Annotated in this window: 14 protein-coding genes; 6 read left to right on the top strand and 8 right to left on the bottom strand. The window is 62.1% G+C overall.

Annotation, left to right across the window (positions count from 1 at the left end; translation table 11 throughout):
• Nucleotides 1-29: 29 nt before the first annotated feature.
• From D8Y22_RS04025 to D8Y22_RS22205, 3 genes are all read right to left on the bottom strand, one after another.
• A complete protein-coding gene (locus D8Y22_RS04025) occupies nucleotides 30-1,385 on the bottom strand; it encodes an MmgE/PrpD family protein (RefSeq protein ID WP_141463436.1) in 1,356 nt (451 codons plus the stop codon).
• 72 nt (nucleotides 1,386-1,457) lie between these two features.
• Nucleotides 1,458-2,501: a magnesium transporter gene (mgtE, locus tag D8Y22_RS04020; protein WP_141463435.1), complete on the bottom strand. Its 1,044-nt coding sequence runs from the start codon at nucleotides 2,499-2,501 to the stop codon at nucleotides 1,458-1,460.
• The gene (locus D8Y22_RS22205) at nucleotides 2,488-2,655 is read right to left on the bottom strand and encodes a hypothetical protein (RefSeq protein WP_174811745.1); all 168 of its coding nucleotides are present in this window, start codon (nucleotides 2,653-2,655) and stop codon (nucleotides 2,488-2,490) included. Before D8Y22_RS22205 ends, mgtE begins: the two co-directional genes overlap by 14 nt.
• A gap of 232 nt (nucleotides 2,656-2,887) precedes the next feature.
• Between D8Y22_RS22205 and D8Y22_RS04015 the strand changes: the two genes are divergently transcribed.
• From D8Y22_RS04015 to D8Y22_RS04005, 3 genes are all read left to right on the top strand, one after another.
• Nucleotides 2,888-3,460 carry a magnesium transporter gene (locus D8Y22_RS04015; protein ID WP_141463434.1) on the top strand — a complete coding sequence of 191 codons (573 nt, stop codon included), beginning with the start codon at nucleotides 2,888-2,890 and terminating at the stop codon, nucleotides 3,458-3,460.
• Nucleotides 3,460-4,047 carry a magnesium transporter gene (locus D8Y22_RS04010; RefSeq protein WP_141463433.1) on the top strand — a complete coding sequence of 196 codons (588 nt, stop codon included), beginning with the start codon at nucleotides 3,460-3,462 and terminating at the stop codon, nucleotides 4,045-4,047. The genes D8Y22_RS04015 and D8Y22_RS04010 overlap by 1 nt, the downstream gene beginning before the upstream one ends.
• A 73-nt stretch (nucleotides 4,048-4,120) precedes the next feature.
• On the top strand, nucleotides 4,121-4,441 hold the full coding sequence (locus tag D8Y22_RS04005) for a HalOD1 output domain-containing protein (protein ID WP_174811744.1): 321 nt from the start codon (nucleotides 4,121-4,123) through the stop codon (nucleotides 4,439-4,441).
• A 73-nt stretch (nucleotides 4,442-4,514) separates the two neighbouring features.
• Here D8Y22_RS04005 and D8Y22_RS04000 read toward each other — a convergent pair whose 3' ends face one another.
• From D8Y22_RS04000 to tgtA, 3 genes are all read right to left on the bottom strand, one after another.
• Nucleotides 4,515-5,720 carry a potassium channel family protein gene (locus D8Y22_RS04000; protein WP_141463432.1) on the bottom strand — a complete coding sequence of 402 codons (1,206 nt, stop codon included), beginning with the start codon at nucleotides 5,718-5,720 and terminating at the stop codon, nucleotides 4,515-4,517.
• A gap of 50 nt (nucleotides 5,721-5,770) precedes the next feature.
• Complete coding sequence (locus tag D8Y22_RS03995; protein WP_141463431.1) at nucleotides 5,771-6,127, bottom strand: TRAM domain-containing protein; 357 nt, start codon at nucleotides 6,125-6,127, stop codon at nucleotides 5,771-5,773.
• An 86-nt stretch (nucleotides 6,128-6,213) separates the two neighbouring features.
• Nucleotides 6,214-7,692: a tRNA guanosine(15) transglycosylase TgtA gene (gene tgtA / locus D8Y22_RS03990; RefSeq protein ID WP_141463430.1), complete on the bottom strand. Its 1,479-nt coding sequence runs from the start codon at nucleotides 7,690-7,692 to the stop codon at nucleotides 6,214-6,216.
• Between the two features lie 352 nt (nucleotides 7,693-8,044).
• Between tgtA and D8Y22_RS03985 the strand changes: the two genes are divergently transcribed.
• On the top strand, nucleotides 8,045-9,331 hold the full coding sequence (locus D8Y22_RS03985; RefSeq protein ID WP_141463429.1) for a hypothetical protein: 1,287 nt from the start codon (nucleotides 8,045-8,047) through the stop codon (nucleotides 9,329-9,331).
• A gap of 264 nt (nucleotides 9,332-9,595) precedes the next feature.
• Nucleotides 9,596-10,690 carry a hypothetical protein gene (locus tag D8Y22_RS03980; RefSeq protein WP_141463428.1) on the top strand — a complete coding sequence of 365 codons (1,095 nt, stop codon included), beginning with the start codon at nucleotides 9,596-9,598 and terminating at the stop codon, nucleotides 10,688-10,690.
• A gap of 27 nt (nucleotides 10,691-10,717) precedes the next feature.
• Here the strand turns inward: D8Y22_RS03980 and D8Y22_RS03975 are convergent, their stop codons facing one another.
• The gene (locus tag D8Y22_RS03975; protein ID WP_141463427.1) at nucleotides 10,718-11,284 is read right to left on the bottom strand and encodes an NUDIX hydrolase; all 567 of its coding nucleotides are present in this window, start codon (nucleotides 11,282-11,284) and stop codon (nucleotides 10,718-10,720) included.
• 181 nt (nucleotides 11,285-11,465) lie between these two features.
• Here D8Y22_RS03975 and D8Y22_RS03970 point away from each other — a divergent pair, with 181 nt between their 5' ends.
• On the top strand, nucleotides 11,466-11,753 hold the full coding sequence (locus D8Y22_RS03970; protein ID WP_141463426.1) for a PadR family transcriptional regulator: 288 nt from the start codon (nucleotides 11,466-11,468) through the stop codon (nucleotides 11,751-11,753).
• A 136-nt stretch (nucleotides 11,754-11,889) separates the two neighbouring features.
• On the opposite strand, the gene D8Y22_RS03965 is transcribed toward D8Y22_RS03970, so the two are convergent.
• A complete protein-coding gene (locus D8Y22_RS03965) occupies nucleotides 11,890-13,023 on the bottom strand; it encodes a DUF4397 domain-containing protein (protein ID WP_141463425.1) in 1,134 nt (377 codons plus the stop codon).
• Between the last annotated feature and the right edge of the window lie 79 nt (nucleotides 13,024-13,102).

The following is a 13,102-nucleotide window of genomic DNA, read 5'->3' as shown; positions in this document are numbered from 1 at the left end:
GCAGTGGTAAACGTCTCGAAGACTCGTTCTCACAGCCTCTCGAGGACCGACGCGATGTCCGAGATCGAGCGCAGATCCTCGAGGGCCGCGAGCGCGTCGTCGGCGTCGATCGCCGCCGGCGCGTGAGTGGCACACATCCGGAACTTCTCGTGGAGTTCGTCGGCCGAGAGCGGATCGTCGTGGGTTCCCGGTGGCTGTTCCTGACGTCGTTCGTAGTGTTCGCCCGCCCGCGTCGTCACCGCAACGCGAGCGGCGTTAGAACCGTACGGCAGGTCGTCGTCGACGATCAGTTCGACCCGCTCGCGAACTGCCTGGACCGCCTCGTCGTCGATCGCGTCGTCTTCGAACGCGGCGAGGTCGACGTCGCGGTCGGCGATTGCCCGGCCGATCAAATACGGCATCGAGAACTTGCCCTCGAGGCCCGTATCCGGATCGTCGTGGTGTAACGCATCGGCTGCCCCCTGGGATGCCGTGACGGTGACCGCGTCGACATCGTCGGCCGATAGCTCCCGTCGCTCGGCGAGTTGGATCGCCGCGTAGATCGCCGCGTGGGTGTAGTAACAGCAGGGATACTTTTTGATGTCGATGCCGTCCTCGAGCAGCGACCAGCGCTCGCCCAGATCGGACAGACGCTCGAGGTCCGGCTCGCCGTCGCCGCGATAGCAATCGAAGAAACCGCGCTCGCCCTCGAGGACCGTCGCGTCGGCCGTCGCACCGTTCGCGGCGAGCAGGGCGGCGGTCGTTCCCGAGCGGGCAGCCTGGCCGGCGTGGATCGGTTTCGTCATCGAACCGAAGTTGCGCTTGAGACCCGCGGGCATCGATGCGGCGATCCCGAGGGCGTTGATCGTCTTCGTGGTCGACAGACCGAGGAGGTTCGCGATCGCTGCGGCGGCACCGAAACAGCCGATCGTCGACGTGGCGTGCCAGCCACCCTCGTAGTGGCCCGGGCTGATCGGTCGGGAGAGGTAACACTGGCTCTCGAAGCCAGCAGCGAAGGCGGTGAGGATGTCCCGGCCGGACGCTCCCTCGCGCGCGCCAACGGCGAGCAGCGCTGGGACCATCGGGACGCTCGGGTGACCGTCCATCGCCGCGAGTGCGACGTCGTCGAAATCGAGTGCGTGACCCGCGGTGGCGTTGACGAAGACGGCGTCCGTGAGTCCGTACGCATCGTCACAGCCGAGCACCGACGTTTTGCCCTCGTCGACCACTGCCGCCCGGGTGCTCTCGGCTGCCTCGGTGTCGGCGCCTGCCAGCGTGACGCCGACGGTATCGAGAATAGCCCGTTCGGCCAGCCTCGTCGCGTCCTCGGGGACGTCGTCGATGCCGAGTTCGGCGACGAACGATCCGAGCGTCTCCATGTTCCGTCGTGAGTGAGTGAGTCCCATTACCGCCTACTGCGGTGACGACCGGAATAAAACGTGGACTCGCGGAAATCGAGAACTGTCAACTCCAGTGCACTAGAGCAGTTCCTGGAGCAAGAACGCAGCGAGGCCGAAGTAGATCAGCAGCGCCGTCACGTCCTTGACAGTCGTGATCAGTGGGTCCGACGCGGCCGCCGGGTCGAAACCGAGTTTGTTCATGAGCCACGGGATGACGTAGCCGACGACCGATGCGACCACACAGACCGAGACGAGTGCGATGAAGACGACTACCGCAATCGTTCCAGCCTGCGGATCGCCGGCCGACAGCCGCCAGCCGTAGGCCGCCAGCGCACCGATGCCACCGATGATGAGCCCGATCAGGAGGCCGATGACCCTCTCACGCCCGAAGTGGCGCATCGCGTTCCGGTCGTCGATGTGGCCGAGCGCCAGTCCGCGGACGAAAATCGTCGACGCCTGCGTCCCGACGTTGCCGCCCATGTCCATGATGACGGGGACGAAGAAAGCCAGCGCGACGACGGCCTCGAGCGTGTCCTCGAACTGTTCGATGACGCCGCCGGCGAGCAGCCCGCCGGCGAGCGCGACGACGAGCCACGGCAGTCGGAGCCGGAGAATGCGGGCGATCGACGACTCCAAGATGGCCGAACTGCGGGACCGTTTGACATCGGTAAAGGAGAAACCGGCGCTCTTGAGAATGTCCTCGGTCGCTTCCCCCTCGAGGACCTCGAGCATGTCGTCGGTGCGGAGCACCCCGACGAGGACGCCCTCGTCGTCGACGACGGGCAGTGCCGGGAAATCTCGAGCGGCCATCTCGTCGGCCGCCGCTTCGGGGTCGGCGTCGGCGTTGATGGTCACCAGATCGGTGACCATGTGATCCTCGACGACGTCGTCTTCGGGGGCGTTGAGCAGTTCCCGAAGAGACATGACGCCGACGAGTCGATCGGAGTTGTCGGTAACGTAGAGATAGTAAACGGTCGTCTCGTCGTCCCGGGGCTCGAACCGACGGAACGCGTCGATCGCCATATCGACGAACGTGTCCTGGGTGACCGCGACGTACTCACCGTCGGTTACCTCGGCGACGCGATCCGCGTGAAACTCGAGGTCGCATTCAGCAGCCCCCATACACCTCACCTCGACTGTGGGATTTGATGACGCCGGCGAACTCGCCCTCGAGCAGATCGAGAATCAGTTCCTCGAGGGATGGTCCGCGCTCGTACCCACTCTCCATGATGGTCGTATCGATGCCGTGTCGACTGCTGTGGTTGGTATCCAGCATGCGGTAGGCAATCGTTAGATCCGTCTAAATATAATTGTCCTTTGTGACTAACACTGGGAGTATATGCCACAGGACGGGTTCACAGGGTGGATACGGACCGGTTTCGATTGCATTCGATCCACGGGACGTGCGGATCGGCTGTTCGGTCCGGAGTGTTCGACGCTGTAATTGGTCCGCTTTCGGACCAGTCGATTCCCGGCACACTTAACAGCCGCGTCATTGTGATTCCGGTATGGGTGTTCGGCGCGATTTCTGGTCGATCTACCGCGAAGCATTGCCGGTCCTGGTGATCGCACTGGGCGGCGGGCTCTTCGCCGGACTGGTTCTGGAGGGGATGGTCGAACGCGTCCAGCAGTTCCCGGGACTGTTGGTCATGGTTCCGGTGTTTTTAGCCACTCGCGGGAACGTCTACGGCGCACTCGGTGGGCGCATCGCCAGTGGACTCCACCAGGGGTTGATCGAACCGCAATTCGAGTGGAACGATCGGCTCGTCAACGCAGTGATCGCCTCGTTCGTCAACGGTATCGGTATCTCGATCGTTATCGGCGTGATCACGTGGTTCGCACTCGTGATTCTCCCGGGCTGGTGGCCGGCACCGATGTACGCGCTCGTCGGAATTATGCTGATCGCCGGCGTGTTGACCTCGGTCGTGTTGATCTTCGGGCTGCTCTTGTTACTGTTTGTCTTCTACAAATGGGGGTTCGACCCGGACAACCTCGTCGGGCCGATCGTCACGACCCTCGGTGATATCTTCGGGATGGTGTTCATGCTGCTGGCGGTGACTCTCGTCGGGGTGCTCGTCTGATGGTCGTGCCGGGCGCATCCGCCGGCTCGCTCGGCACCTGGAACTGGCGACGCATCGTCGGCACCATGTTTCCGCTGCTCGTCGTGCTCTCGATTATCGTCCTTTGGGCCGGTATCACCCTCGAGAACGCCGAGGAGATGCTCGAGCAGTACGCGATCCTCGCAGTGATGGTTCCCACGATGGTCGACATGGGCGGCAACCTCGGTGCGATCTTGAGTTCGCGACTCTCGACGCGGTTTCACCTCGGGACGACCGAACTCGATCCGCGGGATCGCATCCTGTGGGCCAACGTCGGGGCAATCTTCGCGCTCGCGGCAACGATCTTTACGGGACTTGCGATCGGCGCGTACTACCTCGGCATCCTCATCGGTTCGCCGCTCCCGTTCGTCTCCCTGCTGACTATCTCGCTGATCAGCGGCATGTCCGTCGCAGTCATCGCGGTCGTCTTCAGTTTCGCCGCTACCTATGGCTCCTACCGACTCGGCATCGATCCCGACGATACGACGATTCCGATCGTCACCAACGTCGTCGATGTCTTCGGCATGGTCATCTTTATCGGCGTCTCTGCGCTCGTACTACCGCTCTGAGAGGAGGAGACGTTACACATTCCGAACACATGTCTGACTGACATTCAAGTATCGGGATGTGGGCGTCGGATGCATGGACGAACCACTCGGTGTAACGATCGCCACGCAGATTGCCGCCCAGGATGGGGCCGATCCGGTCGCTCTCGAGCCGCCGCTGTACGATGTCATCGACATCGACGCCCTCGAGCGGCTGATTCAGCCCGAGTCACACGAACGAACGTCCTTCGAGGGGATCGTTTCCTTCGAGTACCAGGAGTACACCGTAACCGTCACCCACACGGGCGATGTCTCGGTGACGCCAGCGGATGCCTCCCAGCCGAAGCCGGACCGCACCGGTGATACGATGGTCGACTGCGACGGTTCTTCGGTGTCGGCGGGGGCCGCTCGCGAGTAGCCGACCCATCCGATGGCCCGATACGGTTTACTGTCCGTCAGTTCCGGCCCAGCAGTCGACGTTCGGGAGGGTACTAGACCGTCGAAAGCCCCTCCAAAGCCGCCGCTGCCGTCCGGGTCCCCTTCGAGATGAGCACGTCGCCGGCCTCGATCTCGCCGTCGGAGTCCCCGATCAAGATCCACCCCTCCGAGGGACGGCGAATCGCGATTATCGACATCGTCGACTCGAGATCCGGGACGCCGGCGATCACTGCCGTGCCGTCGAGGTCACTCCCCGCCGCGACTTCGACTCGCGAGATGATTTCGTCGCTCTCCTGGACGGCCAGTTCGACCACGGGGTGAACCTCGAGGTCGCGCAGGACGCCCTCGCTGATGTCGACCGCCGCGTCGCTGATGACTTCCGTGGTGCTTCCCAGCCGAATGAGCCCGCGCAGCGCCACGGGATCGTCGGCGTCGGCCGCCGCCCGCAGCGTCCAGGCCTCGAACCGCGACTCCATCGCGTCGACTTCGACCTCGAGGTTGCGGACCTCCTCGGCCAGCCCCTCGCTATCGAAGAGCACGCTGCTGTAGGCCAGATCGACCGCGAGCTCCGAGAGATTTTTCATGTGGATAATCGTGTCGACGGCTCGCTCGAGGTCGTCGACCCCAACTTCGTCGACCGCAGGCGTTTCGTACGCCGTGTCGGTCAGTCGCTTGAAGACCGCCTCGATCGACGCCACCGGGCCACGGAGCAAGGCGACATCCTCGGCCGCGATCGTCGTCTCGGGGCCGGGATTGAGCAACCACTCCTCGCCGCGCCGAAGGGCGATTACGCGGACGCCAGTCTCGGACTCGAGGTCGATATCCGCGAGCGTTCGATCGGCGTAGACCGAGTCGTCGTCGACGACGCCACGAACGAGCGCCTCGGTCGCCTCGGGCAGTGCGGCTCGCATCGCCTCGGGAAGCCCCATTTCCTCTAAGACGATCTTGGCGATGTCGCCAGCCGCGTCGCTGATGTCGTCGGCCGCCGAGACGATGCTGAGCACGGGCGCGAGTCGCTCCGCGTCGTCGGGATTGCGGACGGCCATCATCAGGCTCATTCGCGCACGCAGCTCGAGGACATCCATTCGCTCCTCCAGCCGAAGAACCTCGCGCGCGAGGTCCTCGTTTCGGTGCAACACCGCCGAATACGAGAGATCGATCAACAGCTCCGCCGTATCTTTCATTTCCACGAGCACGTCCTTGACGCTGACGGGCTCGTAGGCGACCGATACCGACGCTTCCCCCTCGAGCGGATCCATACTGGACACACGCTCGCCCGGTGAAAAAGCGTTTCCCGACCGCGACGCGATCAGGACCGCCCGAGGAATCGGGCCGTCGCCGAGGTGTAACCCCGGTTAAACGACAGGATTTCGGCTTCGATTACGTCGCCGACCTCGAGCCCGCTCGGAAGATCCTCGACGAAGACGACGAACCCTTCGACCTTGCAGACGGCCTGTTTGTCGCCGGTGTGATGTACGGTAAACTCCTCGATGGCGACGGTAACTGTCTCGCCCAGTTCGACCGGCGGCTCGCGCTGTTGGGCCTCTCTGTGTCGCTCGAAGGACTCGTGCTGTTCGCTCGAGGGGCCACGAAACCGTCTGACCAGCCACGACGTAAACAGGACCATTACGATGAGACCGAGGGCGAGCGATGCGGCGCCGAGCATACGCCTACTGGGTCTGCAGCCCTCTTCGGTGTTCTGGTCGGCGGTGCCCGTTCCAAGCGTGGCGCTCGAGTCGCCCGACAGCGGCGTCAGGAATCGCCGGCCACGTCGAGTACCGAGACGCGCTCGGGTAGCCTGGCGACGACATCCGCGGGCCAGCCACGATGGGCCAGCGTGACGTCCGTTTCGGGATTGGCTTCGACGAGCCGGGAAACGCCCCGGACTGCGGCCTCGAGCGCCGCGCGGTCGGTCCGATCCGGCACTTCGGCGGTGAGGGGATAGCTCTTCGAGAGATCGCGCGGGAAGGGGCCGAACGGGGGTTCGACGCGCCAGATATCGTCGTATTCGTCGCTTCGCGGGGAGTCTGCCTCAGTCAGCAACAGCGAATCGGGCGTCGAGAGTCGCGCGATGCGCTCGTGGTGGCGCAACACTTCCGGGCGACGAGCACTCTCCTGAGACGTGTAGAAGAAGGTGCCCTTCGAGACGGGATCGGATCGCTCGAGCTGGGCGGCGTGGTCGAGTAGCGTCCGGTAGCCATCGAGCATCGTTGGGTGCGCTCGAGCGCGCTCCTCGACGAGTTCCAGCAGGTTGCCGGCGCGGATGGCCTGCTTGATCCGTCGAATTTCGGCGAAGGTGACGTGAAGATTGTGGGCGGCGAGTTCGGATTCGCGCTCGTCCTCGGGGAGCTCTCGAAGCTCGTCGGGCGAATACTCGGCACAGATCGAGCAGGAACAGGGAAGATAGTCGAGATTCTCGAGGTGGTGCGTACCGCGAACGGTGAGATACCGATCGTCGCGAGCGTACAAGGCGTAGGCAGCCGAATCGAACAGATCACAGCCCATCGCGACGCCGAGGGCGAACATCATCGGGTGGCCCGCGCCGAAGAGGTGGACCGGCGCGTCGGCGCCGAGTCCGCGCTTGGCGGCGGCGACGACGTCGACCATGTCGCCGTAGCGATACTCGTTCAACAGCGGCACGACGGCGCCGACCGGGAAGACGTCCAGCGACGTAGCGTCGGCGTGGCGGCCAGCTGTTTCGCGCAGATCCGGGTAGGTCGACCCCTGGACGGGGGCACTGACGAGCATCTCTCCGGTGTCGGCGCGGTCGGCGATTTCGAGCCGTTCCTGGGTCGTCTCGAGTTCGTCGGCGGCCCGTTCGCGGGAGATGTCCGGCGGCGTCGGAATGTCGACCGGCGTGGCGATATCCGAGCCGATCGCGCGTTGGAATTCCAGAATTTCCTCGGTTGTCACGTCGATTTCGCCGTACTCCGAAAGCTGGAACGAGCCCGAGTCGGTCATGATCGCGCCCGGGAAATCCAGCAGTTCGTGGAGTCCGTCCTCGAGGGCGCGCTCGCGGACATCGTCGGTGCCGTGGATGATGTAGGAGTTGGTAATGAGGATCTCGGCACCGAACTCCTCGGCGAGACGACGCGGGCTGAGCGTGTCCAAATTCGGATTAATCACGGGCAGCAGCGCCGGCGTCTCGACGGTGACGCCCGCACGTGGAACGGTAAGTTCCCCGAGCCGTCCACCGGCATCGGTGGCCCGTAGTTCGAAGTGCTCGCGCATCGAAGAGAGATTGCAGTGGCCAACGTAAGTCAGTGCAGATTCGTCGCGAGCGATCGGGCCGCCATATTGACATTCCCTTGACTTGTTTTGTAGTATCGCCTCGCTCGAACGACGGTCTTCGGTCACGTAAGGGGCCCGTTCACCGACAGGCTCATACCGCGGCGGCGACTGCAAGCACAACGGAGTGCCCGCTCGAGTGATTGGTTTCAGGACGCGACACTCACTCGAGCGATGACGAAGCTAGTGAAAGCGGGATTATCGACCGTTGCAGGTCTCAAACCCTCAATTTCACCGATCTAATTCTGTAACAGTCGACTCGTTTTAGCCCGTTACGCCGTTGTAACTCGAGTGCATGGTTTCACGATCGCAGACACTCGGAATCGTCTTCGTAGCGCTCATGGTTGCCCTCTCGGGCGGCCCAGCCCTTGCCGGGGCGACAGCGCCCGCAGACGACGGTGACGTAAACGTCACACTCCAAGATGCACAGATCGACACACTCGAGCTCGACAACGTCACGGTCGAGGACGCGACGATCGAAGAGCTCACCGTCGAAGAACTCGACGCCGATGAGGAGCACCTCCAAGAACTCGTGGAGGACAACGGCGTCGACGACGATGACGCCATGGATGATGACGAAGATGAGAACGATGTCGACGATGAAGACAATGGCGTCGACGATGAAGATAACGGCGTTGACGACGAAAACGGCGTCGATGACGCAGACGAAGTGACCTTCTCCGACATCGAAATCGAGCATCTCGAACTCGAGGACGTCTCGATCGACGACCTCGAGGAAGATGCTGACGACGAAAACGATGTTGACGACGAGGACAACGGCGTCGACGACGATGACGCCATGGATGACGACGCCGACGACGACATGATGGATGACGACGACGAGAACGGCGTTGACGACGAGGAAAACGATATGGATGAGGAGAACGACGAGTTCGACCTAATCGACGAGGACGCTGACGAACTCACCATCGAAGACCTCACGATCGAGTCGATGGACGTTGAACAGCTGACCATCGACGAGCTCACCGTCGAGGATGACGACGAGATGGCTGACGACGAAGACGACGACCTCGCCGATGATGAGGATGACGACATGATGGACGACGAAGATGACGATGAGGATGACGACGCCATGGACGACGAAAACGGCGTCGATGACGAAGACAACGGCGTCGACGACGAAAACGGTGAGGAAGAACACATCGAGGAACTCACCATCGAGCAGTTCGACGTTGACGAACTCACCGTCGACTCGATGACCGTCGAATCGGTCGACGAGGCAGATAACGGCGTCGACGATGAAGATGACGCGATGGACGACGAGGACAACGGCGTCGATGACGACGATGACGCCGAAGAAGAAACGATCTCCCACCTGTCTGCAACCACGATCGACATCGGTGACGCGACCGCCGACTCGATGACGATCGGCGAAGCTGACGGCCTCGAGGACGTCGAGGATGACGAAGCCGACGACGATGCGGTCGAGGTCGACGACGATGAGGAGGAAATCGACGATGACGAAGAAGAGCCGGATGACGAGGAGGACGATGGGCTGTTCGACGACGATGAGGACGAAGAGGATGACGACGGGATCCTCTCGGTCGGTCTCCTGAACTAACCAGTCACACGACCGATCAGCACGGCGCTGATCGAGCGGTTTGTCGTCTTTTTCCGGTCAGATGTGACAGGACGTACACGTTCGTCGGTGATTTTGCTCGCTCCACACTCCGCGGTAGCGAGCCACGGCCTCCGTTCGGACGACGGTCAGCGAGAGGAACAGCTGATTAGCGACGCGAGCGATCGTCTCAATCGGGCCTTTCTCGGCGACGACGCTGCAACAGTCGGCTCATTTTAGCTGCTCAGCTGTGGTAGCACTGCAGGCATGACTTCACGATCGCAGACACTCGGAGTCGTCTTCGTAGCGCTCGTGGTTGCCCTCTCGGGCGGCCCGGCCCTCGCCGGTGCAACGGCCCCGGCGGCCGACACCGACGACGTGAATGCAACGCTCGAAAACGTACAAGTGGGGACGCTCGATCTCGATGACGTCACCATCGACGATGCGACGATCGAGGAGCTGAACGTCGACGAACTCGAGGTCGCCAACGGAGAGGAATTCGACGAGGAGGACGATGGCGAGGCCCAAGAGAACAACGCTCAGGAGAATCAGGACGACACCCAGGAGAACGACGAGCCAACCGAGACCACGACCGCACAGGACGTAACGATATCCGACATTGAGATCGAGCAACTCGACCTCCAAGACATCTCGTTCGAGGAGCTCGAGCTCGACGAAGACGACGGTGTCGATGACCAAGACGACGGTACAATCGATCTGATCGACGAGGACGCTGACGAACTCACCATCGAAGACCTCACGATCGAGACGATGGATGTCGATCGCATGACGGTCGACGACCTGGCGGTCGAAGACGACGGTATCATCGACCAGATCGGCGACTGGTTCGAGGGACTGTTTGGTGACGACGATGACGAAAACGACGCACAAGACAACGACGACCAGACCACTGCACAAGACAACGGCGTCGACGACGAAGAAGATGATACCGATATCGTCGAAGACGACACCGACGACGAGGACGAGACAGGGACGGAATCGTTCGATTCGCTCACGATCGAACAGTTCGATGTCGAGGAGTTCTCGGTCGACGCGATGACCATCCAGTCACTCGAGGAGGCCGACGACGAAGACGATACTGAAGCCGACGACGCTGGAGCAGACGAAGACGAGGAGACCGACGACACGGAGACCGAAACTGTTTCGCAGGTGTCGGCAGTCGCAATGTCGCCAACCGATCTCGACGCTGAGACGATAACGGTTGGCGACATGCAGGACCTTCAGGACCTCGAGGACGACGTCGTCAACGACGCCGACGAAACGGACGATTCTGCCGACCAAGATGACGACGCCACCGACGGTGATGGCGACGACCAGTCATCGATCACCAGCCTGACCTAATCGTTGCAGACGGCCCTCGGATCGGATTCATTCGTTCGGGTGATCGCCCGCACCGAATAGCTTGTAGTAGGATAATGCGAGCACCGTCCGCCCGTCTCGAATCTCCCCTGTACCGACGGCGTCGACGAGTGCCTCGAGTTCGACCGGCGCGACGCGGATGCTCTCGTTGTGGTCGAGTCGCTGTTCGGCGGTCGGTCGACAGCCGTGTGCGACGAAAAAATGCAGTACTGCGTCGGCGATGCCGTTCGCCGGCTCGACGGTCACCAGCGGCTCGAGTCGGTCGGCCTCGTGGCCGGTTTCCTCGGCGAGTTCACGACGGGCCCCTGCCTCGAGGTCGTCGTCTTCGGGTTCGATTCCGCCGACGGGGAGCCCGCGGCTGACGCGGGAGACGGCCTGTCGCCACTCCTCGATGCAGACGACCTCGTCGTCGGGACGGAAGGGGAGAATGCAGACGCTTGCTGGCTCCGAACAGTAGTCGAAGTCGGTCTCGGTGCCGTCGGGGAGGCGAACGGATTCGTTAACGACATCGAAGCCTGGACAGGTGTAGGCTACCTGTCGCTCGAGTGTCTCCCAGGCGAGTGGATCGGTCGACATACGGACGGGTAGGGACGACCGTGAGAAAAGCACACCGTCATACGCGCGCTCGGGTGGACCGGATCCGGTCGATATCCCGTCCCAAATCGCCATACGGGGTCCGTTCCGGCTATTCTGACTGACGTATCACGTCTATAACAAAGCCACAGATGGGTGAAGGTCGGTATTCAGAGGATGATCTATGGACCACCTCACAGGATTCCAACGTGACCTGTTGTACGTCATCGCCGGTAAAGACCGTCCGTCCGGGCAGGAGATTCTCGACGATATCAATCGCTACATCGACCAGCCGGTTACACACGGCCGGTTGTATCCGAATCTCGACACGCTCGTCGAGGAGGAGCTCGTCGAAAAAGGCCAACTCGATCGGCGGACGAACTATTACGCCCTGACTCCGAAGGGACGACGAGTACTCCAGCGTCGTCAAGAATGGGTCGACCAGTACGTCGATGTCTATGGTAGCCCCTGAAAGCGACGACACGGCTCGTTACACGACTGCTGTGTGATGAGCGTGTAACTCGTTTCAGGCGGTCTGCTGGACGACGTATTGACGCGACCGCGGGATGGGTTCCGGTCGCGTCGGCAATGACTACCAGCAGTCCCTATCAGGCTTCGACTGGATCGTACCCGTCACCGTCCGCGTCTTCGTCTCCGCCGTCATCGTACGCCTCGTCTCCGTCGTCACGCTCGGGTTCGTCTGCGTCATCGGCGTATGTGTCGTCCTCGGCCTCGGAGCCGTCCTCGGGTTCCAGTTCGTCTTCTTCGGCCTCGAGATCGTCGTCGGCGTCCATCGTCCCGTCCGTCGTGAGGACGATCTCGAACGATCGGTCGTCGGGATCGTCTGCGAGGTCTTCTGTGTCCAGATAGCCGATTGCGTAGGCCGTGTATGGGACACCCTCTTCGAGATCGACATCGACGGCGGCGACGGGATCCGGCGGTGCGATCAGGTCGTCTTCGTCCGGTTCGGCATCGTCGTCACCGTCGGCATCGTTGTCAGCCGGGAACAACTCGAGCGTCCGCTCGCCGGGATCGACCGGCGTGTAACCCGATGGAATGCTGAACTCGAGGTCCTCGAAAACTGTCGCTCCCGTTTCGCCATCAGCGATGTCGACTGCCGGCGCGTCGGGCGAGGCGTGGACGACGCGTATTTCGGCGGTATCCTCCTGGACGTTTTCAGGCTCGTTGTCGACGAGGAACAGGACGTCGAACGTCCCCACGTCGAGCATCTCGTCGTCGTCGTAATCGTCCTCATGCTCGTCGTAATCGTCGTCGTAGTCGTCCTCGTGCTCGTCGTAGTCGTCGTAGTCACCCTCGTCTTCGTCGTAGGCATCTTCCGCTTCGTATCCAGCAGCGTCGCCGCCAAGTTCGCCGATCGCAGCGGCCGTGTAGTAGTTCGCGTCGACTGGAACGTTCTCCTCGTAGACGACCGTCTCCGGATCGCCAGCCGCCGTAATCATTATCGTATACGTTCCGGGTTCGATCTCGAGGTAGGGAGAGAGTTCGCTGTAGGCGACGTCCGCGAGGACCTGATCCTCGTCGACGTAGACGTCGACCGCCGGCGCGTCGGGCCCAAAGTGTGCCACCCGAATTGCGCCGACGTCAACGTCGTCGTCCGGAGCGTCCTCGGGATCGCGTTCGTCGTCTTCGTGTTCGTTGACAGCCAGCGCCGTTCCGGTGAGTGTCGAGCCCGCACCGACGACACCGAGTGTCTTGATTGTCGATCGTCGTGATATCATCATGCGACGTTCGAATTGGCGGCCGTCGGTACGAAAAGCAGGCTAGTCAGTTACCGTGATTGTAGACCGGTTTATTTCGTCA

Origin of the sequence: Salinadaptatus halalkaliphilus (assembly GCF_006543045.1) — an archaeon.
GTDB classification, from domain to species: Archaea; Halobacteriota; Halobacteria; order Halobacteriales; family Natrialbaceae; genus Salinadaptatus; species Salinadaptatus halalkaliphilus.
The sequence above is the reverse complement of the archived record's forward strand: the minus strand, read 5'-3'. Positions and strand labels throughout refer to the sequence as shown.

Excerpts from the sequence above, each read along its gene's own strand:
- D8Y22_RS04010 (WP_141463433.1), top strand. The coding sequence starts at position 3,460 with ATGGTCGTGCCGGGCGCATCCGCCGGCTCGCTCGGCACCTGGAACTGG.
- D8Y22_RS03965 (WP_141463425.1), bottom strand. The coding sequence starts at position 13,023 with ATGATGATATCACGACGATCGACAATCAAGACACTCGGTGTCGTCGGT.
- D8Y22_RS03980 (WP_141463428.1), top strand. The coding sequence starts at position 9,596 with ATGACTTCACGATCGCAGACACTCGGAGTCGTCTTCGTAGCGCTCGTG.
- D8Y22_RS22205 (WP_174811745.1), bottom strand. The coding sequence starts at position 2,655 with ATGCTGGATACCAACCACAGCAGTCGACACGGCATCGATACGACCATC.
- D8Y22_RS04005 (WP_174811744.1), top strand. The coding sequence starts at position 4,121 with ATGGACGAACCACTCGGTGTAACGATCGCCACGCAGATTGCCGCCCAG.
- D8Y22_RS03985 (WP_141463429.1), top strand. The coding sequence starts at position 8,045 with ATGGTTTCACGATCGCAGACACTCGGAATCGTCTTCGTAGCGCTCATG.
- D8Y22_RS03970 (WP_141463426.1), top strand. The coding sequence starts at position 11,466 with ATGGACCACCTCACAGGATTCCAACGTGACCTGTTGTACGTCATCGCC.
- tgtA (WP_141463430.1), bottom strand. The coding sequence starts at position 7,692 with ATGCGCGAGCACTTCGAACTACGGGCCACCGATGCCGGTGGACGGCTC.
- D8Y22_RS03995 (WP_141463431.1), bottom strand. The coding sequence starts at position 6,127 with ATGCTCGGCGCCGCATCGCTCGCCCTCGGTCTCATCGTAATGGTCCTG.
- mgtE (WP_141463435.1), bottom strand. The coding sequence starts at position 2,501 with ATGGGGGCTGCTGAATGCGACCTCGAGTTTCACGCGGATCGCGTCGCC.
- D8Y22_RS04015 (WP_141463434.1), top strand. The coding sequence starts at position 2,888 with ATGGGTGTTCGGCGCGATTTCTGGTCGATCTACCGCGAAGCATTGCCG.
- D8Y22_RS03975 (WP_141463427.1), bottom strand. The coding sequence starts at position 11,284 with ATGTCGACCGATCCACTCGCCTGGGAGACACTCGAGCGACAGGTAGCC.
- D8Y22_RS04025 (WP_141463436.1), bottom strand. The coding sequence starts at position 1,385 with ATGGGACTCACTCACTCACGACGGAACATGGAGACGCTCGGATCGTTC.
- D8Y22_RS04000 (WP_141463432.1), bottom strand. The coding sequence starts at position 5,720 with ATGGATCCGCTCGAGGGGGAAGCGTCGGTATCGGTCGCCTACGAGCCC.